22 protein-coding genes are annotated in these 21,442 nt (G+C 75.6%); 11 read left to right on the top strand and 11 right to left on the bottom strand.

The features are described 5' to 3' along the window. Positions 1 to 110 precede the first annotated feature (110 nt). Positions 111 to 683 (bottom strand): DUF3000 domain-containing protein, encoded by a 573-nt coding sequence (locus LPU61_RS04425; RefSeq protein ID WP_229404194.1) that lies wholly within the window; start codon positions 681 to 683, stop codon positions 111 to 113. Between the two features lie 206 nt (positions 684 to 889). On the opposite strand from LPU61_RS04425, the gene hemE reads away from it, so the two are divergent. Genes hemE through hemQ form a run of 3 tightly spaced genes read left to right on the top strand, consistent with a single transcriptional unit; the run spans position 890 to position 4,109 of the window. After that, complete coding sequence (gene hemE, locus LPU61_RS04430; RefSeq protein WP_229404195.1) at positions 890 to 1,981, top strand: uroporphyrinogen decarboxylase; 1,092 nt, start codon at positions 890 to 892, stop codon at positions 1,979 to 1,981. 14 nt (positions 1,982 to 1,995) lie between these two features. Beyond that, positions 1,996 to 3,411, top strand: coding sequence for a protoporphyrinogen oxidase (gene hemG, locus LPU61_RS04435; protein WP_229404196.1), 1,416 nt, complete (start codon positions 1,996 to 1,998; stop codon positions 3,409 to 3,411). Further along, complete coding sequence (gene hemQ, locus LPU61_RS04440) at positions 3,408 to 4,109, top strand: hydrogen peroxide-dependent heme synthase (RefSeq protein ID WP_043962540.1); 702 nt, start codon at positions 3,408 to 3,410, stop codon at positions 4,107 to 4,109. The genes hemG and hemQ overlap by 4 nt, the downstream gene beginning before the upstream one ends. Positions 4,110 to 4,239: 130 nt before the next feature. Here the strand turns inward: hemQ and LPU61_RS04445 are convergent, their stop codons facing one another. The 3 genes from LPU61_RS04445 to LPU61_RS04455 all read right to left on the bottom strand — a co-directional run bounded on the left by LPU61_RS04445 (position 4,240) and on the right by LPU61_RS04455 (position 6,328). Further along, positions 4,240 to 5,265, bottom strand: coding sequence for a lytic polysaccharide monooxygenase (locus LPU61_RS04445; protein ID WP_374199619.1), 1,026 nt, complete (start codon positions 5,263 to 5,265; stop codon positions 4,240 to 4,242). Positions 5,266 to 5,465: 200 nt separating this feature from the next. Beyond that, the gene (locus LPU61_RS04450) at positions 5,466 to 6,032 is read right to left on the bottom strand and encodes a GNAT family N-acetyltransferase (RefSeq protein WP_043962542.1); all 567 of its coding nucleotides are present in this window, start codon (positions 6,030 to 6,032) and stop codon (positions 5,466 to 5,468) included. Positions 6,033 to 6,067: 35 nt separating this feature from the next. Beyond that, positions 6,068 to 6,328, bottom strand: a complete 261-nt coding sequence (locus LPU61_RS04455) for a Prokaryotic metallothionein (protein ID WP_229404198.1) — start codon at positions 6,326 to 6,328, stop codon at positions 6,068 to 6,070. Between the two features lie 161 nt (positions 6,329 to 6,489). Here LPU61_RS04455 and LPU61_RS04460 point away from each other — a divergent pair, with 161 nt between their 5' ends. After that, positions 6,490 to 6,765, top strand: a complete 276-nt coding sequence (locus LPU61_RS04460; protein WP_043962544.1) for an isoamylase early set domain-containing protein — start codon at positions 6,490 to 6,492, stop codon at positions 6,763 to 6,765. A gap of 39 nt (positions 6,766 to 6,804) precedes the next feature. Here LPU61_RS04460 and msrB read toward each other — a convergent pair whose 3' ends face one another. Then, positions 6,805 to 7,215 (bottom strand): peptide-methionine (R)-S-oxide reductase MsrB, encoded by a 411-nt coding sequence (gene msrB, locus LPU61_RS04465; protein WP_229404199.1) that lies wholly within the window; start codon positions 7,213 to 7,215, stop codon positions 6,805 to 6,807. A gap of 47 nt (positions 7,216 to 7,262) precedes the next feature. On the opposite strand from msrB, the gene ligD reads away from it, so the two are divergent. Further along, positions 7,263 to 8,291, top strand: coding sequence for a non-homologous end-joining DNA ligase (gene ligD / locus LPU61_RS04470; RefSeq protein ID WP_229404200.1), 1,029 nt, complete (start codon positions 7,263 to 7,265; stop codon positions 8,289 to 8,291). A gap of 50 nt (positions 8,292 to 8,341) precedes the next feature. Here ligD and LPU61_RS31480 read toward each other — a convergent pair whose 3' ends face one another. Both LPU61_RS31480 and LPU61_RS31710 read right to left on the bottom strand, forming a co-directional pair. Beyond that, positions 8,342 to 8,470: a hypothetical protein gene (locus LPU61_RS31480; RefSeq protein ID WP_255699884.1), complete on the bottom strand. Its 129-nt coding sequence runs from the start codon at positions 8,468 to 8,470 to the stop codon at positions 8,342 to 8,344. A 128-nt stretch (positions 8,471 to 8,598) separates the two neighbouring features. Next, the gene (locus LPU61_RS31710) at positions 8,599 to 8,808 is read right to left on the bottom strand and encodes a hypothetical protein (RefSeq protein WP_308102541.1); all 210 of its coding nucleotides are present in this window, start codon (positions 8,806 to 8,808) and stop codon (positions 8,599 to 8,601) included. A 226-nt stretch (positions 8,809 to 9,034) separates the two neighbouring features. Between LPU61_RS31710 and LPU61_RS04480 the strand changes: the two genes are divergently transcribed. Continuing rightward, positions 9,035 to 9,226 carry a hypothetical protein gene (locus tag LPU61_RS04480; RefSeq protein ID WP_229404201.1) on the top strand — a complete coding sequence of 64 codons (192 nt, stop codon included), beginning with the start codon at positions 9,035 to 9,037 and terminating at the stop codon, positions 9,224 to 9,226. A gap of 36 nt (positions 9,227 to 9,262) precedes the next feature. On the opposite strand, the gene LPU61_RS04485 is transcribed toward LPU61_RS04480, so the two are convergent. Continuing rightward, positions 9,263 to 9,559: a hypothetical protein gene (locus LPU61_RS04485; protein ID WP_043962547.1), complete on the bottom strand. Its 297-nt coding sequence runs from the start codon at positions 9,557 to 9,559 to the stop codon at positions 9,263 to 9,265. A gap of 163 nt (positions 9,560 to 9,722) precedes the next feature. Between LPU61_RS04485 and LPU61_RS04490 the strand changes: the two genes are divergently transcribed. The 4 genes from LPU61_RS04490 to LPU61_RS04505 are packed head-to-tail and all read left to right on the top strand — an operon-like array spanning position 9,723 to position 17,520. Then, positions 9,723 to 12,914, top strand: coding sequence for an FtsX-like permease family protein (locus LPU61_RS04490; protein WP_229404584.1), 3,192 nt, complete (start codon positions 9,723 to 9,725; stop codon positions 12,912 to 12,914). Next, entirely contained in the window at positions 12,911 to 15,739 is a 2,829-nt protein-coding gene (locus LPU61_RS04495) for an FtsX-like permease family protein (protein ID WP_229404202.1), read from the top strand. Before LPU61_RS04490 ends, LPU61_RS04495 begins: the two co-directional genes overlap by 4 nt. A 45-nt stretch (positions 15,740 to 15,784) precedes the next feature. Further along, positions 15,785 to 16,777 carry an ABC transporter ATP-binding protein gene (locus LPU61_RS04500; protein ID WP_229404203.1) on the top strand — a complete coding sequence of 331 codons (993 nt, stop codon included), beginning with the start codon at positions 15,785 to 15,787 and terminating at the stop codon, positions 16,775 to 16,777. Further along, on the top strand, positions 16,774 to 17,520 hold the full coding sequence (locus LPU61_RS04505) for an ABC transporter ATP-binding protein (protein ID WP_082106240.1): 747 nt from the start codon (positions 16,774 to 16,776) through the stop codon (positions 17,518 to 17,520). The genes LPU61_RS04500 and LPU61_RS04505 overlap by 4 nt, the downstream gene beginning before the upstream one ends. An 11-nt stretch (positions 17,521 to 17,531) precedes the next feature. Here the strand turns inward: LPU61_RS04505 and LPU61_RS04510 are convergent, their stop codons facing one another. Continuing rightward, on the bottom strand, positions 17,532 to 17,984 hold the full coding sequence (locus LPU61_RS04510; RefSeq protein WP_229404204.1) for a GNAT family N-acetyltransferase: 453 nt from the start codon (positions 17,982 to 17,984) through the stop codon (positions 17,532 to 17,534). Between the two features lie 74 nt (positions 17,985 to 18,058). Here LPU61_RS04510 and LPU61_RS31485 point away from each other — a divergent pair, with 74 nt between their 5' ends. Beyond that, entirely contained in the window at positions 18,059 to 18,535 is a 477-nt protein-coding gene (locus tag LPU61_RS31485; protein ID WP_305071860.1) for a potassium channel family protein, read from the top strand. Between the two features lie 45 nt (positions 18,536 to 18,580). Here the strand turns inward: LPU61_RS31485 and LPU61_RS04520 are convergent, their stop codons facing one another. Beyond that, positions 18,581 to 20,143, bottom strand: a complete 1,563-nt coding sequence (locus LPU61_RS04520; protein WP_374199620.1) for an alpha/beta hydrolase — start codon at positions 20,141 to 20,143, stop codon at positions 18,581 to 18,583. Positions 20,144 to 20,212: 69 nt separating this feature from the next. Then, positions 20,213 to 21,325 (bottom strand): ATP-dependent DNA ligase, encoded by a 1,113-nt coding sequence (locus LPU61_RS04525; RefSeq protein WP_229404562.1) that lies wholly within the window; start codon positions 21,323 to 21,325, stop codon positions 20,213 to 20,215. Positions 21,326 to 21,442: the final 117 nt, after the last annotated feature.

Raw genomic sequence — 21,442 nt, forward strand, 5'->3', positions numbered from 1 at the left:
GGGGCTGGGCTGCGCCGGGCCCGGCACCCGGGGATCTTGGAGCGAAACGGCCCCTCCAGGGGCCGAAATCTTCCAAGATCTGCGGCGGGCGTCGTGCGGCGGGTGTTGGGTCAGGCGGCGCCGGCCGGGCGGCGGTCCGGCAGGGCGGTCACCCCGGGCGGGGGGAGGCCCGCCGTCGAGGCGAGCAGGGTGCACCAGGCCATCAGGTGCGGGGTCAGGTCCTCGCCGAGCGGGGTCCACGAGGCCCGGATCTCGACGTCGGCGGCGGCCGGCGGCCCGGCGAGGTCGCCGAACCGGGTCGACATGGTCTGGGTGATCGTGCCCCCGATGGCCCGGTGCGGGGCGTCCTGCGCGTCCAGCGCGTCGGTCAGCCAGGTCCAGCCCACGCCGGGCAGCAGCGGGTCGGCGGCAAGGTCGATCTCCAGCTCCGCCGTGACGTAGGTGACCAGCCGCAGGGTGCCCTGCCACGCCTCGTGCCCGGCGGGGTCGTGCAACAGGATCAGCCGCCCCGTGGCCACCTCGTCGTCGTCGCGCAGCACCGTCGCGGAGAGCGCGAAGGCGTACGGCGCGAGGCGTTGCGGCGCGCCGACCTCCTCCAGGACGATCTCCGATCGGGGCGCGGCCGACCGCAGCCCGGCGACCGCGCGGGCAAAGGTCTCCGGGAGCGCGATCGGGGGGGCCATGCCGGCAGCCTATGCCGCCCGCCGCCCGGCCGCCGGAACGGCACGCCGACGGCCTGCGGCGGCGGCCCTCGCGGGTGCCGCGAACGGTGGATGGTGAGCGGGGAACCCCTCGCTACCGGATGCGTTGACAGGGGGCCCTTCCTTACACGTCACAAAAGGCGGCGGGGGTGGGGGAGGGGGTCCGGGGGCGTGGCACGATAGCCGCGATGAGCACCGAGACGACGGGCACCGCCGCCCGAGACGGAGAACCCCGCCGCAGCGGGACGGGCGGGTCGCCGTTCGTCCGGGCCTGCCGGCGCGAGCCCGGCCCGCACACCCCGGTCTGGTTCATGCGCCAGGCCGGCCGCTCCCTCCCCGAATACCGCGAGATCCGCAAGAACGTGGGGATGCTGGAGTCCTGCCGCCGGCCCGAGCTGGTCGCCGAGATCACCCTCCAGCCGGTACGCCGGCACGGGGTCGACGCGGCGATCCTGTTCAGCGACATCGTGGTGCCGGTGGCTGCCGCCGGGGTGGAGCTGGACATCGTCGCGGGCACCGGGCCGGTGGTCGCCGAGCCGGTGCGCACCCTCGCCGACGTCGAGCGGATCCGGCCCATCACCCGCGCCGACGTCTCCTACGTCGACGAGGCGGTGCGGCTGCTCGTCGCCGAGCTGGGCGACACCCCGCTGATCGGCTTCGCCGGTGCCCCGTTCACGCTGGCCAGCTACCTGGTCGAGGGCGGGCCGTCGCGGACCCACGCCAAGACCAAGGCCCTGATGTACGGCGAGCCGGAGCTGTGGCACGCCCTGTGCGCCCGGCTGGCCGAGGTGACGCTGGCGTTCCTGCGGGTGCAGGTCGAGGCCGGGGTGTCGGCGGTGCAGCTGTTCGACTCGTGGGCCGGGGCGCTGTCCGAGGCCGACTACCGGCGCTACGTGCTGCCGCACTCGACGAAGGTGCTGGCCGGGCTGGTCGACGCGGGGGTGCCCCGGATCCACTTCGGGGTGGGCACCGCCGAGCTGCTGCCCGCGATGGGCGAGGCCGGCGCGGACGTGGTCGGCGTCGACTGGCGTACGCCGCTGGACGTCGCGTCCCGCCGGATCGGCGCCGACAAGGCCGTGCAGGGCAACCTCGACCCGTGTGTGCTGTTCGCCCCGTGGCCGGTGGTCGAGGCGGAGGTGCGGCGGATCCTCGCCGAGGGGCGGGCGACCCCCGGCCACGTGTTCAACCTCGGTCACGGCGTCCTGCCGGAGACCGATCCGGACGTGCTGACCCGGGTGGTCGCGCTGGTGCACGAGGTGTCCGCGCGCCCGGGCGAGTAGCAGAGGGGGCGACCGTGCGGCAGCCGTGGCGGGTGGCGATCGTCGGGGGCGGGATCACCGGGCTGGCCGCCGCCGTCCGGCTGGCCGACCGGGCCCCGGCCGGCACCGAGGTCACCGTGTACGAGCAGTCCGGCGTGCTCGGCGGGAAGCTGCGCACGGGCGAGCTGGCCGGCGGGCCGGTGGAGTTCGGCGCGGAGTCGTTCCTGATGCGGGACCCGGCCGGCGGCGAGTCCGCCGCGGTGGCCCTGGTCCGCCGGCTCGGACTGGCCGGCGACATCGTGCACCCGAGCGTCGGGCAGGCCGCCCTGGCCGTCGACGGGGGGCTGCGCCCGATCCCGGGCGGGACGCTGGTGGGCGTACCCGGGGATCTGGCGAAGGTGGCGGCGGTGGCCGAGCCCGCCGCGGACGCCGACCGCGACGAGGGCCGGCCGCTGCTGGTCCCCGGCGCGGACGTCTCCGTCGGGTCGCTGGTGCGCGCCCGGTTCGGCGACGCGGTGGCCGACCGGCTGGTGGACCCGATGCTCGGCGGCGTCTACGCCGGTCGGGCCGACGACCTGTCCCTGGCCACCACGATGCCGGCGCTGGCCCGCGCGGCCCGGGTGGAGCACACCCTCGTCGGCGCGGTCCGGGCGGCGCAGGCCGCCGCGCCCCGGGCCCCCGGCGAACCGGTCTTCGGCACCCTGGCCGGTGGGCTGAGCCGGCTCGTCGAGGCCGCCGCGGCGGCCGGCGGGGCGACGATCCGCCGCACCGCGGCCGTGCGGGGGCTGACCCGGACGGCGACCGGTTGGCGGCTGACCGTCGGCCCCACCCGCGACCCGGAGCTGGTCGACGCGGACGCGGTGCTCCTCGCCGTCCCGGCCCGCCCGGCGGCCCGCCTGCTGGCCGGCGTCGCCGACCTGGCCCCCGAGGCTGTCGCGACCGTCGGCGCCCTGGACTACGCCAGCGTCGCGCTGGTCACCCTCGCGCTGCCCCACCCGGAGCTGCCGGCGCTGTCCGGGTTCCTGGTGCCGGCCACCGAGGGGCTGCTGGTCAAGGCGTCGACGTTCTTCACCACCAAGTGGGGGCACCTGGCCCGGCCGGACGGGCTGGCCCTGGTGCGCGCCTCCGTGGGCCGCTACGGCGAGGAGGCGTCCCTCCAGGTCACCGACGATGACCTGGTGGAGGCGGTGCACCGGGAGCTGTCGAAGGTGCTCGGCACGCCGCTGCCCGCTCCGGTGGCCAGCCACGTGCAGCGGTGGGGCGGGGCGCTGCCGCAGTACACCCCGGGGCACCTGGACCGGGTGGCCGCCGTGCGGGCGGCGCTGCGCGGCGCGCACCCCACGCTGGCCCTGGCCGGCGCCGGCTACGACGGCGTCGGCATCCCGGTCTGCGTCCGCTCCGGCGAGACGGCGGCCGAGGAGATCATCACGGCACTGGGAGGATCGGCATGACCGAGCAGACCAACGCGGCGCGGCTGCGGGAGCTCAACGAGAGCATCCGCTACACGATGTGGTCGGTGTACCGGGCGACCAGCCCGCTGCCGTCGCTGCGGGAGAACGTCACCGGCGAGGTCGAGGCGCTCTTCGCGGAGCTGGCCGGCAAGGACGTGACGGTGCGCGGCACGTACGACGTCGCCGGGCTGCGCGCCGACGCCGACCTGATGATCTGGTGGCACGCCGCGACCAGCGACGCGCTCCAGGACGCGTACCTGCGGTTCCGCCGCACCACCCTGGGCCGGGCGCTGACCCCGGTGTGGTCGCAGCTCGCGCTGCACCGGCCGGCGGAGTTCAACAAGAGCCACATCCCGGCGTTCCTGGCCGGTGAGGAGGCGCGGGCGTACCTGTGCGTCTACCCGTTCGTCCGCTCCTACGAGTGGTACCTGCTGCCCGACGCCGAGCGGCGGGAACTGCTGGCCGAGCACGGGAAGATGGCCCGGGGGTACCCGGACGTGCGGGCCAACACGGTCGCGTCGTTCGCCCTCGGCGACTACGAGTGGATGCTCGCCTTCGAGGCCGACGAGCTGCACCGCATCGTGGACCTGATGCGCGACCTGCGGGCGTCAGGGGCCCGCCGGCACGTCCGGGAGGAGGTCCCGTTCTACACGGGCCGCCGCCGCGCGATCGCCGACATCGTCACCTGCCTGCCGTGAGGGGCTAGGCGCAAGGAAGGGCCCCCTGTTGACGCAGAACGTCGTACAGGGGGCCCTTCTCAACGCGCGCCGCCGCGTCCGGCTAGCGTCGTGCCGCCGGCCTGCCGGGTGGGCGTCGTGCCGTCGGCCGTCAGACGGTCGGCGTGCAGGTCGGGGTCGGCGCGGTGTTGGTGCCGGTCGACGAGGCGACGAACCCGAACGAGGTCTTCCCCCCGGCGGCCAGCGACCCGTTGTAGGCCACGTTGCGTGCGGTCACCGTGGACCCGCTGGTGGTCACCGTCGAGCTCCAGTAGGAGCTGACCTGCTGGCCGTTGGCCCAGGTCCAGGTCACCGTCCAGCCCTTGATCGCCGACGAGCCGGCGGTCACCTCGATCTCGCCCTGGAACCCGCCGTTCCAGGAGGACACGGGGCGGTAGGTCGCCGTGCAGCCCCCGGTCGCCGGCGGGGTCGTCGGCGGGGTGGTCGTGGGGGGAGTGGTGGTCGGCGGGGTCGTGGTGGGCGGGGTCGTGGTGGGCGGCGTGGTCGGGCCGCCACCGCCGAAGTCCACGTCGCTGCACAGGTAGTACGACTGGTCGAGGTGGCTGGCCTGCCAGATCGTGTAGACGATGTGCCGCCCGGTGCGCCCCGGCGCGTTGGCCGGCACCTGGATCGACACGCCCGACGCCTCCTTCTTCCACTGGGACGCCGGCGTGTTGCCGATCTGGCCGACCAGTTCCAGGTCGCTCCAGCCCAGCGGCTTGGTCAGCGCGTCGAAGCCCTGCTTGGTCACGTACACCCGGATGTAGTCCGCGCCGTGACTGGCCTGGTCGTTGAGCTGGATGCGGAAGCTGTTGGAGATCGAGGTGGTCTTCCACGCGCCGATCGTGTCCAGCGAGTTGTACTGGCCGCTCTGGGTGTGGCCGGCGCTGCACAGCTGGCCGTCGGGGATGGCGGCCTGGTGGTTGCCGGCGACGCCCTCCCGGAACAGGCCCATCCAGTTCCACATGGCCTGCGGGTCGGCCTGGAAGGCCTGCCAGCACATCGGGTCCTGGGTGGCCATGGCGGGGTTCATGTGGTCGGCGCCCCAGCGCTGCCAGCAGCCGTAGTTGCGGGAGGCCGGGTCGACGACGGAACCGTGGGCGGACGCGGGGTTCGCCAGGGCGGTGGTGAGCAGCATGGCGGCGGCGGTGCCGATGGCGAGCAGCCAGGCTGCCAGGCGCGGCGTGGAACGCCGACGCGCGAGGGTGGACAATGGAGCCTCCGGGTTGAGGGGTCGACTGTGACGACGCCCGGATCTCGGGAGTTGCCCCTCCCGTGCCGGTTCGAGTTGCTCCCGTGGCGGCTCTGCTGCGAGATTCCCACACCCATAGGGATGTGTCAATTTGCGGCGCCCTCCGGGGCGTCGGGGCGGGCGGGGTGCCGGCGCATCGGGGTGTGCGGGATGCCGTCCTCGACGTACTCCGGCCCGCTGACGGCGAAGCCGTGCCGCGCGTAGAAGCCGACCAGGTGGGACTGCGCCTCCAGCACGCACGGCCGGTCGCCCACCGCGGCCAGCGCCTCGGTCATCAGCCGCCCAGCGTGGCCGCCGCCCCGGGCCCCCGGCGCCACCACGACCCGGCCGATCCGCGCCAGGCCGCCGGGGTCGGCCAGGATCCGCAGGTACGCCACGACGCCGCCGTAGCTGTCGGCCCCGCCGTCGTTCCCGTCTCCCGTGCCGTCGCCCTCGTTCTCGGCGTCGCCCCCGGCCCGCCGGCCACCGTCAGCGGCACGGGTCAGCCACACGTGCCGGGTGCCCGGCTCGACGTCCCGGCCGTCGAGTTCCGGGTACGGGCACCGCTGCTCCACCACGAACACGTCGATGCGCAGTCGTAGCAGGTCGTGGAGGGTGCGGGCGTCCAACTCGGCGAAGGAGGCGATCCGGGCCTCGACCGTCTGCGGCGACACCCGCCGATGCTAGGCCGCCCGCCCTTGCTTGCGATTCAGCGGGGGCGGGCGCCGACGGCGTCGCGGATCTCCGCGCCCTGGTCGCCCTCCTCCTGGCGGGCGCAGTGGCCGCAGCAGAAGAAGCGCCCCGACACCTCGACCCCGTGGCCCACGATCTTGACCTGGCAGTGTTCGCAGATCGGGGCCAGCCGGTGCGCCGCGCACTCGAAGCAGTCGAAGGTGTGCACGTCGCCGCTGACCGTGCGCACCTCGAACGCCATCCAGTAGTCGTTGCCGCAGACCTCGCACGTCGCCATCGCCGAACCCCCGTAGCCGAAAGGACAGATGTCCCCCCAGCGTGCGACAACGGCCCGAACCGGGCGGCCGAAACGACCGAAACCGGGCCGCCCAGGCGGCGTGTCGGGGCCGGCGTGTCGAGCGTTGTGCCTGGTGAAAGCCTCGACCCCCGGAGGACGACGTGATCAAGCGCAGCAGGCTCTTCGGCAACCAGACCCGGGTCACCTTCTGCCTGCCCCGCGAGGCGCCGGCCGGCCCGGTGAGCGTGGTCGGCTCCTTCAACGACTGGGAGCCGGGCCGCCACGAGCTGGTCGCCCGGCGAGACGGCACCCGTACGGTGACCGTCCGGCTCCGGCCCGGGGCGTACCGGTTCCGCTATCTCGCCGCCGGCGGGATCTGGCTCGACGACGAGTCGGCCGACGGGGTCGACGAGCAGGGCAGCGTGCTGCTCGTCTGACGTCGGCCCGTGCCCCGGGCGGAACCGGGCCGCCGCCCGTCAGCCCTGGGCCGGCTCCAGCCGGATCGAGAGCGAGTTGACGCAGTGCCGGGTGTCCTTCGGGGTGAAGCCCTCGCCCCGGAAGACGTGCCCGAGGTGGCTGTCGCAGCGGGCGCAGCGGATCTCCGTACGCCGCATGCCGTGGCTGTCGTCCTCGATCTCCTTCACCGCGCCCGGGATCGCGTCGTCGAAGCTGGGCCAGCCGCAGTGCGAGTCGAACTTGGTGTCGCTGGGATAGAGCTGCGCCCCGCAGGCGCGGCAGCGGTAGACGCCGGGGGTCTTCGTGTCCACGTACTCGCCGGTCCACGGGCGCTCGGTGCCCGCCTCGCGCAGCACCCGGAACTCCTCCGGGCTGAGCCGGACCCGCCACTCGTCCTCGGTGCGGGGCAGTTCGTTCTCGTCAAGACTCACCCCGCAACGGTACGTCGGCTGTCGGTGCCGTGGCATATGGTCGCCAGATGGCAGGCACCGCGAAGGCCCCGGCCGCCGAGGTCGAGGTGGCCGGACATACCGTACGGCTGAGCAGCCCGGACCGGGTGATCTTCCCGGAGCGGGGCTTCACCAAGGCGGACGTCTTCGGCTACTACCTGGCGGTCGGCGACGGCCTCATGCGCGCCCTGCGGGACCGCCCGACCACGCTGCAACGCTTTCCCGACGGCATCGGTGGGGAGGCGTTCTTCCAGAAGCGGGTGCCGGCCCGGGGCGTGCCCCCGTGGCTGACCACCGCCCGGATCAGCTTCCCCAGCGGCCGGACGGCCGACGAGCTGTGCCCGGCCGACCTCGCCCACGTGGCGTGGGCGGCCCAGATGGGCACCGTCGTGTTCCACCCCTGGCCGGTCCGCGCCGGCCACGTCGACCACCCCGACGAGCTGCGCGTCGACCTCGACCCGCAGCCCGGCACCGACTTCGCCGACGCGGTCGCCGCCGCCGTCGAGCTGCGGGCCCTGCTCGCCGAGCTGGGCGCGACCGGCTGGCCGAAGACGTCCGGCGGCCGGGGCGTGCACGTCTACCTGCGCATCGCGCCCCGGTGGACGTTCACCGAGGTGCGCCGGGCCACCATCGCGCTGGCCCGGGAGCTGGAGCGCCGCCGCCCCGACCTGGTCACCACCGCCTGGTGGAAGGAGGAGCGGGGCGAGCGGGTCTTCGTCGACTACAACCAGATGGCCCGGGACCGCACGATCGCCTGCGCCTACTCGCTGCGGGCCAACGCCCGGGCCACCGTGTCCACCCCGGTCACCTGGGACGAGCTGCCCGACGTCGACCCCGACGACCTGCACCTGGGCAGCGTCCCGGCCCGGTTGGCGCAGCGGGGCGACCCGCACGCCGGCATCGACGACGCGGCGTGGGACATCACCCCGCTGCTGGAGTGGGGCGACCGGGACGCGGCGGCGGGGCAGGGCGACCTGCCGTACCCGCCGGACCACCCCAAGATGCCCGGCGAGCCCAAGCGGGTCCAGCCGAGCCGCGCACGGCCTTCCACCAGCTAGCGTGGCCAACATCGAGCCTTCTCAGCCGTCCGAAGGCGAGGCTGTGGAGCTCACTGGTTGCCGGCCAGACCGCCGGTGGGAAAGACGTACGAGTCGCCGCACGCCCGGGCGATGCCGGAATCGGTGCAGGCCCGGTGGGCGCTCAGGTCGGCGGACCAGACGGCGACGGCGGCATCCATGACGTGGTGACCGCACACGTACACCGACGCGTCGAGGGAGGCGGGTCGACCTATTCGGGCGGGGGTGACGACCTCTATGCGTACGGTGGCAGCCGCTCCGCACCCGGGCAGGGCGAACGGTAGGTCGTTCATAGTTCAGGATTCAACTGACCAAGTCCCTGGGCGGGTGGCGGGTCGAGGCGTCCGAACGCTCGGGCCGTCCAGGCCAGGAACCGGTCGAACAGTTCCTCCGGGGTCGGCGGTTGGCTCGGAGTGAGCTTCATCAGATCCCCGGCGGCGTCGAACAGCATGCCGGCCATGTACACGGGCAGGCCGGCGCGATCCCGGCAGTAGTTCATCGTCAGCAGCAGCCGCGCTGGCGGACACGGCCAGGCGGCGGCGCAGACCCGGCACCGCCACAGGGGCCGCATCGGTGCGTGTGGGCGGACGGCTCGGGCCTGCCGGCCGTGCATGGGGGAGATGTTCGGCGGAGGCATCCCCATATCGTGCCTACGCCGTTAGCGATCGTCAACCCCGATCGCTGTTAACGATCGCCGGGCAATCGGCAGTACCTACCGTCAACTCATGGTCGAGTTCGTGGGGATCGCCGAGATACGAGTGATGCTCGGCGGCGTGTCGCGGGCTCGGGCGTCCGTGATCGCGTCTCGCCGCGACTTCCCCGCCCCCTACCAGGTGCTGACCATGGGGCAGATCTGGCGGAAGACCGACGTCGAGGAGTGGATCAGGGAGTACCGGCCGGACCTCGCCGCAGAGTGAAGAAGCGCTCGGTCGGGGTCCTTCTGCTGTGCGGAATCAGCTGATCGGGCCCATCATCGCCTCGACGGCCTCCTTCGCCGTGCGCAGGTCCGCGCCCGTCGCCTCCCGGTACGCCTTGATCGCCTGGATCTTCTGGCCCCGGGCCAGATACTCGCGGACCCCGGGCGGCTCCGGCCGCCGGTCGACCACCCCGAGGTGGTCCATCACGAGCTGGAGGCGGCGATCGATCTCGGCCAGCCGGGCCTCCGTGACCCGGTCCCGCCGGGGGCCGGCTAGCTGGCCGGCCAGCAGCAGCACGACGCCGATCGTCAGCACGATGAGGGCGATCTCCATGCCCGCCATCCAAGCAGGCCGCCGCCAGGCCCCCTCCCCAGGGCAGGACCGGGCGGCTGGTGAGCGCCGGGCCATAACGGTCGGATAACGGGCGCGAACCTTTCCGTACCCGCAGTGGGTCTCTGTGTCCGTCGGCTCCGCGGGGGCCCGGGGAGGCAGCGCGATGGTGCTGGTGTGGAGGCGGGCGTGGGCCGCCCGAGGGCTGTTGTCCGCCGCGTTGGTGGCGGCCCTGGTGGCGGTCGCCCTCGTCACCGGGCTGGCCGACTACAGCCGGCGGGCCGTCGACGCGGGAGCGCGGGCGGTGCTCGCCGCGTCGCCCGCCCAGGAACGCAGCCTGCTGGTCAGCGGCTCGGGTGGCCCCGACCGGGCCGCCTTCGCCGCCCGGGACCGGGCGGTCCGCGACCGCTTCGCCGCCGGGCTCGGCGGGGCGTCGGTGGCGGTGCGCGGGGCCCGCTACGGCACCGGGCGGGAGCTGACCGGTGACCTCGGCGCCGCCCGGGCCGGCGACGACCCGGTGTTCGCCGAGCTGACCACCCTGGAGGACCTGGCCGGGCACGCCGAGCTGGTGGCGGGGCGGCAGCCCACGGGTGGGGCCGTGCCGACGCAGGTGCTCCTGCCGGAGCGGGTCGCCGCGGTGCTCGGCCTCGCCGTCGGCGAGCGGGTGCCGCTGCGCGACCGGGCCACCGAGCGCACCGGCGAGGTCGAGGTGGTCGGCCTGTTCCGGCCCCGAGACCCCACCGGGTCGTACTGGCGGCTCGCGCCGGGCGCCGTCGCCGCCGGCTCCGAGACGTCGTACGGGCCGTTCCTGCTCGACCCGGCCGACTTCGACCGGACGTTCCCCGGCACCACCTCGGCGGCCTGGCTGGTCGAGCCCGACCTGGCGGCGGTCGGGCCGGGCCGGCTGGACGCCGTGCGCCGCGCCGTCGCCACGGAGGTCGCCGACCTGCCCGGGGCGACCGGCCTCGGCTCCTCCGCCCAGACCGTCACCACCATGGACCGGCTGATCGACCGGCTGACCCGCGCCGACCTGGTGGGCCGGTCGTCGCTGCTCACCCCGCTGCTGCTCGTCCTGGTCCTCGGCGGGTACGCGCTGGTCCTGGTGGCGGCCCTGCTCAACGAGGACCGTCGGGGGCAGACGGCGCTGCTGCGCGCCCGGGGCGCGGCGAGGGGGCAGATCGCCGGGCTGGCCGTGCGGGAGGCCGCCCTGGTGGTCCTGCCGGCCGCGCTGCTCGGGCCCCCGATCGCCGCCGAGGCCCTGCGCCGGATCGGCCGCGACCAGGGCTGGTCGGAGCTGACCGCCCGCGGCGGCACGACCCTCACCTGGGCGGTCGCCGCCGCCGCGGCGGCCGGCTGCCTGGTGGCCATGGCGCTGCCGGCGCTGCGCCGCGCCGGCACGTACGTCGCCGACCTGGCGGCCCGGTCCCGGCCGGGCCGGGGCGCGGCGGCCCAGCGGATCGGCGTCGACCTGGCCCTGGTCGGCCTGGCCCTGCTGGCCTGGACGCAGCTGCGGCGGTACTCGTCGCCGCTGGCCGGCGCCGGCGGCCGGCTCGGCGTCGACCCGTTGCTGGTGGCGGCGCCCACGCTGGGGGTGCTCGCCGGTGCCGTCGTCGCGCTGCGCCTGCTGCCGCCGGCGGCCCGGCTCGCCGAACGGTTCGTCGACCGCCGGCCGTGGCTGGCCGCGACGCTGGGCATGTGGCAGGCGGGGCGCCGGCCGCACGCCGGCCCGGTGCTGCTGCTCGCACTCGCCGTGGGCGGCAGCACCCTGGCCTGGTCGCTGGTGACCACGGGGGAACGGTCGCACCTCGACCAGGCGGACTTCACCGTCGGGGCCGACCTGCGGCTGGTCGAGCGGTCCGGGGCCGCGCCGGCCGAGCGGGCCGGCCGCCTCGCCGCCGTGCCCGGCGTGGACCGGGCGGTGCCGGCCTGGCGCGACGACATCCGGGTGGGCCGCGAGGACCTGCCGGTGAGCGTGCTGAGCCTGGACGCGGCGGCGGCGCCCGACGTGGTCCGGTTCGACGAGCGGCTCGCAGGCGAGCCGCCCCGGGCGCTCTTCGACCGGCAGGTACGCGGCCGGGCCGCCCCCCTCGGCGTCGAGCTGCCCGCCGCCGCCCGCCGGCTCGCCGGCACGGTCGCCACCCCGGTGACCGATGCCGCCAGGCCGCACCCGGTCCGGGTGTCCGCCCTGCTCACCACCGCCGACGGTGGCGCGTGGAAGCTGCCCCTGGCCAGCGCGGGCAGCGACGGCCGGCCTGTGCCGGTGGCCGTGGACCTGCCGGACAACGGCGGCCGGGCCTACCGGCTGGCCGGCTTCGACGTCGACGCCGGGCCGGCGCTCGGCTCCGGCTACGGGCTGGAGGTGACCGGTCTGCGCACGGTGGACGCGGGCGGCGCGACCAGCGCGGTGCCGCTGGCCGGTGACTGGGTGCCCCGGCTGGACGACCCGGAGAGCGCGGAGCCGGCCCGGTTCGCCGACGGCGTGCTGCGCGCCGGCCGGAAGGTGACGCGCGTCGCGGGCGGCCGGTTCGCGACGCAGCCGACCAGCCGCTTCGCCGTGGTGGCTGCCGGCGCGGGCGCACCGGTCCCGGCGCTGGTCACGCCGCAGGTGGCCCGGGCGCTGAGCGTCGGCCGGGGCGACACGATGGACGTCGTCCTCTCCGGGGTGACGCTCACGGTCGAGGTGGTCGGGGAGGTCGACGCGGTGCCGGCCAGCGGCGGGTCGGCCGGCGGCATGCTGCTGGACCTGCCGGCGGCCACGGACTGGCTGCTGCGGGCCACGGGCACGGTCCGGCCGGTCTCGGAGTGGTGGATCCGCACCGGGACCGGCGGGTCCGCGGAGGCGGCGCGGGCGGTGGCCGACCTGCCGGGGGTGACCGTGCTGGACCGGCGGGCGGCGGCGGAGGAGGCCGGCCGCGACCCGTACTGGCTCGGCACGCGCACGGGGCTGCTCGCGGCGGCGGCGGGTTCCGTCCTGCTCGCCCTGGTCGGGCTGGGCGTGGACGTCTGGGCCACCGCGCGCCGACGGATCGGCGAGCTCGCGGTCCTGCACACCCTGGGCGCCCCGGTGCGACTGCTCGCCCGCGCCCTGCTCACCGAGCAGACCTTCCTGGCCGGCATCGGCGTCGGAGTCGGGCTGCTGGTCGGTGCCGGGGTGGGCGCCACCATGGCCCCGCTGGTGGTGCTCACCCGGTCGGCGGACCGGCCGGTGCCGGAGGCGGCCTTCGCGCTGCCCTGGCTGCCCGTCGCCGGCACCGCCCTCGGTCTGCTGCTGGCGGCGCTCGCGTTCAGCACGGCGATCGCCTCCGGCGTCCGTCAACGCGTCGCGGCGGCCCAACTACGGATCGGCGGAGAGCGATGAACAGCGGTGGGACCGAGGGGCCTCGGTCAGCGGTGTTCGGCGGCGTGGCCGCGCTGGCCGGGGTCGTCCGCCGGGTGCGGGCGTTCGCCGGGCAGTTCCTCCTGCTGGGGGTGTTGGCGCTGGTGGCCGCGCTGCTGGTGACCGGCGTTCCGCGTACCGCCGACCGGCTCGCCGAGCAGGGGCTGCGGGAACACGTCGCCGAGCGGCCGGCCGCCGAGCGGGACCTCACCCTCACCGCCGCCGAGCTGCCGGCCGGTGGGGGCGGGGTCGTCGCGCCGGTCACCGCGACCCGGGGCCGGGAACTCGACACGCTCCAGGCGGGCCTGCCCGAGGCCGTCCGGGAGGCGGTGCAGAGCCGGTGGTTCCTCGCGGAGACCGCCTTCGGCCGGCTGACCGGCCCCGACCTCGCGGCGAAGAACTATCTCGTCGTCACCCGGCTCCGCGCGGCACCCGGCGTCACCGGGGCGGCCACCCTGACCGAGGGACGCTGGCCGGCGGAGGCGGTAGGCGCGGGGCAGCCCGTCGAGGTCGCGCTGGCCGATGACACGGCCCGCAAGCTGAACCTCCGCGCGGGCAGCCGGCTGCGGTTCAGCGGTGCCGGAGGGGAGCCGGTGCCGGTGCTCGTGGTGGGCGTCTTCGAGCCCGTGCGCACCGGCGACGGTATCTGGAACACCCTGCCGTCGGCGCTGCGGGTGACCGAGCCGGCCGGCGACGCGGAGCCGTACGAGATGGTGGCGCTGACCAGCGACGCGGGCCTGGACGCGGCGATCGCGACCGGCGTGCCGGTCCGGTTCTCCTGGCGCTACCGCCTCGGCGACCTGGACGTGGCCGACCTGGGTGCCGTCATCGACGGCGTGCGGCGGCTGGAGCGCACGCCCCCGGCCGGGCTGAGCGTCACCCAGGCCGTGGACGTCCCGCTGCGGCAGTTCCTCGACGCGGTCTCCGCCGCCCGGACGCTGCTCGCGGTGATCGCCGCCGGGATGTTCGCCACCGTGGCGGGGCTGATCGTGCTCGCGGCCCGGCTGGCTGCCCGCCGCCGGGAGGCCGAGTTCGCCCTGCTGGTGGCCCGGGGCGGTGCACCGACCAGCGGGGCGCGGCGCAGCCTCGCCGAGTCGGTGCTGGTGGTGCCGCCGGCCGCGGCGCTCGGCTGGCTGCTCGGCCGGTTGCTGCCCGGCTCCACGGCGGGGACGGCGGGGACCGACTGGCTGGTCCTCGTCGCGGCGGTGCTGGCCACCCTGGCCCTGCCCCTGGCGACGCTGGGCTCCTCGGCCCTGCCGGGCGGCCGACGCGACCTGTCCGGCCGCCGCGCCGGTGGCCGCCGGCTGACCCTCGAACTCCTCGTCGTCGCCCTCGCCGTGCTGGCCACGTTCCTGATCCGCCGCCGGGGCCTCAGCCCCGGCTCGGTCGATCCGCTGCTGGTCTCGGTGCCGGTGCTGCTGGCCGTCGCCGCCGCGGTGCTGGTGCTGCGGCTCTACCCCTGGCCGCTGCGGCTGCTCGGCCGCGTCGCGGCCCGCATGCGCGGCAGCGTGACGTTCCTCGGGGTGGCCGGGGCGAGCCGGTCGGCCGCCACCGGGCCGGTGGTGGTCGTCGTGGTCGCGGTCGCCACGGCCGCGTTCTGCGGGGTCGTGGCGGGCGGCATCGAGGCCGGCCGGGACCGCACGGCCACCACGGCCGTGCCGGCGTCGGCGCTGGTCGACGGGGAGCGGCTCGCCCCGGACACGGGTGCGGCCCTGCAACGGCTGCCCGGTGTGCGGCGCAGCACCCCGGTGCTGCGGGAGGGCGCGCTGCGCGTCGCCGACGCCCGGGGCGTCGACGCGGGTCTCGCCGCCGTCACCGTGCTGCTGGTCGACGGGCCGGGCCTGGCCGAGACGGCGCGCGACGCCGGGGTGGACGTGTCGGTGCCGCCGGTGCTGCGGGCGGGCCGGTCGCCGGGGCCGGCACCCGCGCTCGTCTCCCCGGGGCTCGCCGCCGAGCTGGCCCGAGGGGGCCTCGACGGGACGGCCCTGGTGACCCTGCAGGGGTACGCCCAGCCGTTCCGGGTGGCCGACACGGCCGAGGGCTTCCCGCTGGTCCCGCCCGACGTCGACCGGTTCGTGGTGCTGCCCTGGCAGGCGCTGCCCGAGCCGGTGTCGGCTGGCCTGGACACGCCGAGCCCGGTCTCTCCCGGCCCCGTGTCCCCCGCTCCGGGAGCGGCCGGTCCGGGCGCTACCGGCCCGGTGCCGACGGCGTTCCTGGTCTCCGGCGACGGGTTCGACGTCGAGGCGCTGCGGCGGGCGGGCGACGAGGGCCAGCGCCGCTACCAGACCGGCGGCAGCTTCGCGGCGGGGGAGCGCCCGCGCGGCGCCGAGGTGACCACCTGGCGGGGCGCCCGCCAGCAGCTCGGCGGCGGCGGCGCGAACGGGCTGCTCGTCTTCGGGTTCGCCGCCGGCGCGGCCGGGGGTGCCGCGTTCGGTCTGCTGGCGGTCGCCTTCGCGGTGCTGGCCGGTGCGCGGACGCGGGCGCAGGTGCTGTCCCGGCTGCGCACCCTCGGCCTGTCCCGCCGACAGTGGCGGGGGCTGCTGCTGGTGGAGCTGACGCCCCTGGTCGCCGCCGCGCTGCTCACCGGCGCGCTCATGGGGGCGCTGCTGCCCCTGCTGCTCACCCCGGCGCTCGGGCTGGCCGCGTTCACCGGGGGCGAGCCGGTCCGGGTCGCGTTCTCGCCCGGGCTGGTCGGGGCCGTCCTGGCGGCCGGCGCGGTGGCGCTGGCCCTCGCGGTGACCGTGGAGACGGTGAACAACCGCCGCATGCGCCTCGGCGAGGTGCTCCGGCTCGGCGAGGGGAGCTGACGTGTTCGTGGAAGACGATCGGGATGCGGGGAGAGGGAAGCTGAGATGACAGCCACTGTGACGGCGCCCGCCGCGCCGGACCTGGCCACCCTGCAACGGCGGGCCGCGCAGCGGGCGGCCGAGCGGGCCGGCGGGCACGACCGGCTGCGCGGGCACATCGTCTGCGACGGCCTGGTGCGGATCTTCAAGACCGACGGGGTCGAGGTGGTCGCGTTGCAGGGGCTCGACCTGGTCATCGACCGGGGGGAGCTGGTCGCGATCGTGGGCGCGTCCGGCTCGGGCAAGTCCACCCTGCTGAACATCCTCTCGGGGCTGGACGCCCCGACGGCCGGCATCGCCCGGGTCGCCGAGTACGACCTGCTCGCCATGTCCGCCCGCCGCCGGTTGAGCTACCGCCGTCGGATGGCCGGGTTCGTCTGGCAGCAGACCGGCCGCAACCTGCTGCCGTACCTGACCGCGCTGGAGAACGTCGAGCTGCCGATGCGGCTGGCCGGGCGACGCTCCCGGCGGGGCCGCCGCGAGCGGGCCCGCGAGCTGCTCGACCTGGTCGGCGTGGGCCACTGCGCCGACCGGCGGCCGGCGCAGCTCAGCGGCGGGGAGCAGCAGCGCTGCGCGGTCGCGGTGGCCGTGGCCAACGACCCGGAGGTGCTCTTCGCCGACGAGCCGACCGGCGAGCTGGACGAGGCCACCGGCGCGGAGGTCTTCGCCGCGCTGCGGCAGATCAACGCGGAACTGGGGGTGACGGTCGTGGTGGTCACCCACGACCACGCCGTGGCCACCCAGGTCCGCCGGACCGTCGCCATCCGCGACGGCCGGACCGCCTCCGAGGTACGCCGAACCGCGCGGATCGGCGCGGACGGCAGCACGGAACTGGTCAGCGAGGAGTACGCCGTGCTGGACCGCGCCGGCCGGATGCAACTGCCGGAGTCGTTCGTCGACGCCCTGGCCCTGCGCGACCGGGTCCGGCTCACCCTGGAACCCGACCACGTCGAGGTGCGGCCGGGCGACCGGGCCGACGCCGAACGGAGTGACGCATGAGCGAGCAGCAGCAGCCCGGTCCCCCCGTCGCCACGGCCGCCGCCTGCGGTCCCACCGCGACGGTGGACGAGGTGGTGCGGGTGGACCGGGTGAGTCGCACCTTCGGCCGGGGCGAACGCGCGGTGCACGCCGTCCGGGACGTCTCGTTCGTCGCCGGACGGGGGGAGCTGGTCGCCGTCCGGGGCCGGTCGGGCGCCGGCAAGACCACCCTGCTGAACCTGGTCGGCGGCCTGGACCGGCCCGACTCCGGCCAGGTGCGGGTGGCCGGGCACGACCTCGGGGCGGCCGGCGAGCGGGAGCTGCTGCGGCTGCGCCGGGGGACCGTCGGGTTCGTCTTCCAGACCTTCGGGCTGATCCCGATCCTCTCCGCCGCCGAGAACGTCGGGGTGCCGCTGCGGCTGGCGAAGGTGCCCGCAGCCGAGCGGGAGGAGCGGGTGGCGGTGCTGCTGGAGCTGGTGGGGCTGGGCGGGCACGCCGCGCAGCGGCCGTACGAGCTGTCCGGCGGTCAGCAGCAGCGGGTGGCGCTGGCCCGGGCCCTGGCCAACGAGCCGGACCTGCTGATCGCCGACGAGCCCACCGGCCAGCTCGACTCGGAGACGGGTCGGTCCATCATGGACCTGCTCCGCGCGGTGGTGCACGCGCGCGGCATGACCGCCCTGGTCGCCACGCACGACCCGGCCCTCATCGACCTGGCCGACCGCACCCTGACCCTCCGCGACGGCCACCTGGTCCCCGCCCCCTGACGGGATGGGGATCAGAGAGGGAGTTTCATGCCCTCGTGGGAGGCCACGAAGCCCAGCTTGAGATAGAAGCGGTGGGCGTCGGTGCGGGACTTGTCCGTGGTGAGCTGCACCAGGGCGCAGCCGCGCTGCCTCGCCTGGTCGATCGCCCAGCGGATCATCTCCCCGCCCAGCCCCTGCCCCCGACGGTCGGAGCGCACCCGCACCGCCTCGATGAGGGACCGCTGGGCGCCGTGCCGGCCGAGCCCGGGAATGTAGGTGATCTGCAGGCAGCCCACGACCACCCCGCCGTCGTCGGCCACCACGAGATGGTTGCGCGGGTCGGCGGAGATGTCCGCGAAGGCCCGCTCGTACGCGTCGTCCACCTCGCCGACGTCGCGGGCCCGCCCCAGCACGTCGTCGGCGAGCAGGGCGAGGATGGCCGGCAGGTCGGCCCGGACCGCCTCCCGGAAGATCACTGTGCGCATGGCGTCAGCCTGACACAACGGCAGCCGGCGATGTCCCGGCCGCGGGTTGCCGGGACCGGGCAGCATGATGCGGCATGGACGTCCTGCTGCAGCCGTTCCGCTGGGTCTACCGGGGCCTGGTGTGGTTCGCCAACTCGCCCCGGACGCTGATCACGTCGTACCTGCTGATGATCGTGGTGGCCGGGGTGATCTACAGCCACGTGGAGCACAAGAGCGCCGCCGACTCGGTCTGGTGGGCGGTGGTCACGGCCTCCACCGTCGGCTACGGCGACATCTCCCCGACCACGGGGGCGGGCCGGGCCCTGGCGGCGCTGCTCATCTCGACCATGGTGCTGCTGGTCATCCCGCTGATCACCGCGCACTTCGCCAGCCAGTTGATCGTGGACGACGACGCCTTCGAGCACGACGAGCAGGAGGAGCTGAAGGCAGACGTGCGGCGGATGCGGGCCCTGCTGGAGGAACTGGCGGCCCGACAGGGGATCACCCTGCCGCCGGAGCCGCCGCTGCCCCCGCCGCCGGCCACCCGCCGCGCCCGCAGATCCCGCAGGTGAGCCGTCCCGCCCTGCGGGTCGACCGGCGGCCGACCCGGCGCGCCGTCACCGGGCCGGGCAGCGCAGCCCCTCCCGGGGCACGGTCAGCGAGATCAGGTACGCGTCCACCGCGTCGGTCACACAGCTCGTCTGCGGGTACGCCGTGTGCCCCTCGCCCTCCCAGGTCAGCACGCGGCCCACGCCCAGCATCGAGGCCAGCGTCGCCGTCTGCTCGTAAGGGGTCGCCGGGTCGCCGGTGGTGCCCACCACCACGATCGGCGGCGCGCCGACCGCCTTCCCCGTCGGGTACGGGTCCCGCGCGCCGGGCCACTCGGCGCAGCCGAGCATGCCGACGGCCAGGGCCGGCCCGAACAGCGGGTAGGTCTGCCGCCACTGCGACTGGAGCTCGCGGATGCGCTGCACGCTGGGCTTCGCGGTCTCGTCGGTGCAGTTGACCGCGAGGTTGGCGTCGAAGAGGTTCGAGTATTCCCCGTCGGCGTCGCGGCCGGCGTACGCGTCGGCCAGCCGGAACACCTCGCCCGGGTCGCCGCCGTCCAGCCGCTCGATGGCGTGGGCCAGCTCCTGCCAGCCCGACTCCGTGTAGAGCGAGGAGATGACCGCGTAGAAGACCCAGCCGGAGGTGGCCTCCCGGCCGTCGGCCGCCTTCACGGGGGAGACCTTCGCCTTGTCGATCGCCGAGGTCACCGCCGCCCGGGCGTCGGGGGCGAGCGGGCAGCGCCCGGCGTTGGCCGCGCACCACCGGGTGAAGTTGTCGAACGCCCGCTCGAAGCCCTTCGCCTGGCCCTCCGAGCCGGCCACCAGGTCCTGCGTCGGGTCGACCGCGCCGTCGAGCACCAGGGCCCGCACCCGCTGCGGGTAGAGCTGGGCGTACGTCGCGCCGAGCAGGGTGCCGTAGGAGTAGCCGAGGTAGGTCAGCTTCTCGTCGCCGACCGCCGCGCGCACCGCGTCCATGTCGCGGGCGGCCTGCTCGGTGCCGTAGAGCGGGAGCTGGTCGCCGTACTTGTCGCCGCAGCCGCGCCCGATCCGCTCGTTGAGCGCCACGAAACCGTCGAAGGACGCCGCGGACCGCGGGTCGGGGTCGTAGCCGAAGCTGGCGTCGAGGTCGGCGTCGGAGATGCACTTCACGGGGCTGGACCGGGCCACCCCGCGCGGGTCGAAGCCGACGATGTCGAAGCGTTCGGTGACCGACGGGGGCAGGCCGCCGAACGTCGGGCCGAAGGAGAGGTAGACGGCGGTGTCCACGCCGGAGCCGCCCGGGCCGCCCGGATTGATCACCAGGGAGCCGATCCGGTCGCGTTGCTTCGTCGAGCGGGCCCGCAGCAGGGCGATCTCGAAGGTCTCCCCGGTGCCCGGCCCGGCCGTCGCGCCGCCGCCGGTGCCCCAGTTGCGCGGCACGGCGATGCGGGCGCACTCGTAGCGCATGTCGGGCGCACGCCGGCCGACCAACTCGTCGGCCACCTCGGGGCAGGCCCGCCAGGTCGGGGCGGTGCCCGGCAGGGCGGCCTCGCCCGCGCCCTCGGTGCGCGGGGCGAACGCGGGCAGCGTGCAGCCGGCGGCGACCACGGCCGCGGCGACGAGCCCGGCGAGGGTCAGCCGGGCCCGGCGGATCCGGTCGGGTGTACGGGTCACCGGCGCGCCTCTCGTGCTCGTGTCGACCGGTCGTGTCGACGCCTCAGGCTACGCCCGCCCCGGCGTGGGCTCGGCCGTCGCCGCCGGATCGCCGCGCAGGACCTGGTCGACGTCGTAGCGGATCGGGCGGTCGAGCTGGTCGTAGCCGCAGGACCGGGGATCCCGGTCGGGCCGCCAGCGGACGAACCGGGCGGTGTGCCGCAGCCGGTCGCCCTCCATCGCGTCGTAGCCCACCTCGGCCACCAGCTCCGGGCGCAGCGGCTCCCACTCCAGGTTCTTCGTGCCCGTCCACCGGCTCACCCCGCCGGGGATGCGCTGGCCGCGCTCGTGGTCGCCGTGCACCCACGGGTGGTCGGGGCCGACCTCCCGGTAGGGGGCCAGCTCGTCCAGCAGCTCCCTGCGGCGGGCGGCGGTGAACGAGGAGCTGACCCCGATGTGGTGCAGCACGCCGTCGTCGTCGTAGAGGCCGAGCAGCAGCGAGCCGACCACCGGGCCGGTCTTGTGCCAGCGGAAGCCGGCGACCACCACGTCGGCGGTGCGGGCGTGCTTGACCTTTGCCATCAGCCGCTTGCCCGGCTCGTAGGGCAGGTCGGCCGGCTTGGCGATCAGCCCGTCGAGCCCGGCGCCCTCGAACACGTCGAACCAGCGGCGGGCCGTCTCGGGATCGGTGGTGACCTGGGTGACGTGCACTGGCGGGTGCACCCCGGCCAGGGCCCGCTCCAGCCGGGCCCGGCGCTGCGGGTAGGGCTGGGCGGTCAGCAGCTCGTCGTCGATGGCGAGCAGGTCGAAGGCGACGAAGTCGGCCGGGGTCGTCTCGGCCAGCAGCTTCACCCGCGACGCGGCGGGGTGGATGCGCTGGGCGAGCAGCTCGAAGTCGAGCCGGGGCTGCCCGTCCGGGCCGTCCCGGCGGATCACGATCAGCTCGCCGTCGACGGCGCAGCGCTCGGGGAGCTGCCGCAGCGCCTGCTCGACCACCTCGGGGAAGTAACGCGTCATCGTCTTGCCGCCCCGGCTGGCCAGCTCCACCTCGTCGCCGTCGCGGAAGACGATGCAACGGAAACCGTCCCACTTCGGCTCGTACGTCGTGCCGGGGCCGGTGGGCAGCCGCGAGACGGCCTTGGCCAGCATCGGTTCGACCGGCGGGTTGATCGGCAGGTCCACGGCGACAGTCAACCAGACACCACCGACAGTCGTGAGGCGGATCACCGGCGGTGAGGGTACGGCGTGTCCCCGCGCGTCCCGTCCCCGCCCGCGCGACCGGATGGCGTTCGGCCAGCT

The organism is Micromonospora sp. NBRC 110038, from assembly GCF_020884815.1.
In the GTDB taxonomy this organism is placed as follows: domain Bacteria; phylum Actinomycetota; class Actinomycetes; order Mycobacteriales; family Micromonosporaceae; genus Micromonospora; species Micromonospora haikouensis.

Coding starts and splice junctions, on each gene's coding strand:
- LPU61_RS04425 (WP_229404194.1), bottom strand. CDS start 683: ATGGCCCCCCCGATCGCGCTCCCGGAGACCTTTGCCCGCGCGGTCGCC.
- hemE (WP_229404195.1), top strand. CDS start 890: ATGAGCACCGAGACGACGGGCACCGCCGCCCGAGACGGAGAACCCCGC.
- hemQ (WP_043962540.1), top strand. CDS start 3,408: ATGACCGAGCAGACCAACGCGGCGCGGCTGCGGGAGCTCAACGAGAGC.
- LPU61_RS04445 (WP_374199619.1), bottom strand. CDS start 5,265: ATGCTGCTCACCACCGCCCTGGCGAACCCCGCGTCCGCCCACGGTTCC.
- LPU61_RS04455 (WP_229404198.1), bottom strand. CDS start 6,328: ATGGCGACGTGCGAGGTCTGCGGCAACGACTACTGGATGGCGTTCGAG.
- ligD (WP_229404200.1), top strand. CDS start 7,263: ATGGCAGGCACCGCGAAGGCCCCGGCCGCCGAGGTCGAGGTGGCCGGA.
- LPU61_RS31480 (WP_255699884.1), bottom strand. CDS start 8,470: ATGGATGCCGCCGTCGCCGTCTGGTCCGCCGACCTGAGCGCCCACCGG.
- LPU61_RS31710 (WP_308102541.1), bottom strand. CDS start 8,808: ATGAACTACTGCCGGGATCGCGCCGGCCTGCCCGTGTACATGGCCGGC.
- LPU61_RS04480 (WP_229404201.1), top strand. CDS start 9,035: ATGGTCGAGTTCGTGGGGATCGCCGAGATACGAGTGATGCTCGGCGGC.
- LPU61_RS04485 (WP_043962547.1), bottom strand. CDS start 9,559: ATGGAGATCGCCCTCATCGTGCTGACGATCGGCGTCGTGCTGCTGCTG.
- LPU61_RS04490 (WP_229404584.1), top strand. CDS start 9,723: ATGGTGCTGGTGTGGAGGCGGGCGTGGGCCGCCCGAGGGCTGTTGTCC.
- LPU61_RS04495 (WP_229404202.1), top strand. CDS start 12,911: ATGAACAGCGGTGGGACCGAGGGGCCTCGGTCAGCGGTGTTCGGCGGC.
- LPU61_RS04500 (WP_229404203.1), top strand. CDS start 15,785: ATGACAGCCACTGTGACGGCGCCCGCCGCGCCGGACCTGGCCACCCTG.
- LPU61_RS04505 (WP_082106240.1), top strand. CDS start 16,774: ATGAGCGAGCAGCAGCAGCCCGGTCCCCCCGTCGCCACGGCCGCCGCC.
- LPU61_RS04510 (WP_229404204.1), bottom strand. CDS start 17,984: ATGCGCACAGTGATCTTCCGGGAGGCGGTCCGGGCCGACCTGCCGGCC.
- LPU61_RS31485 (WP_305071860.1), top strand. CDS start 18,059: ATGGACGTCCTGCTGCAGCCGTTCCGCTGGGTCTACCGGGGCCTGGTG.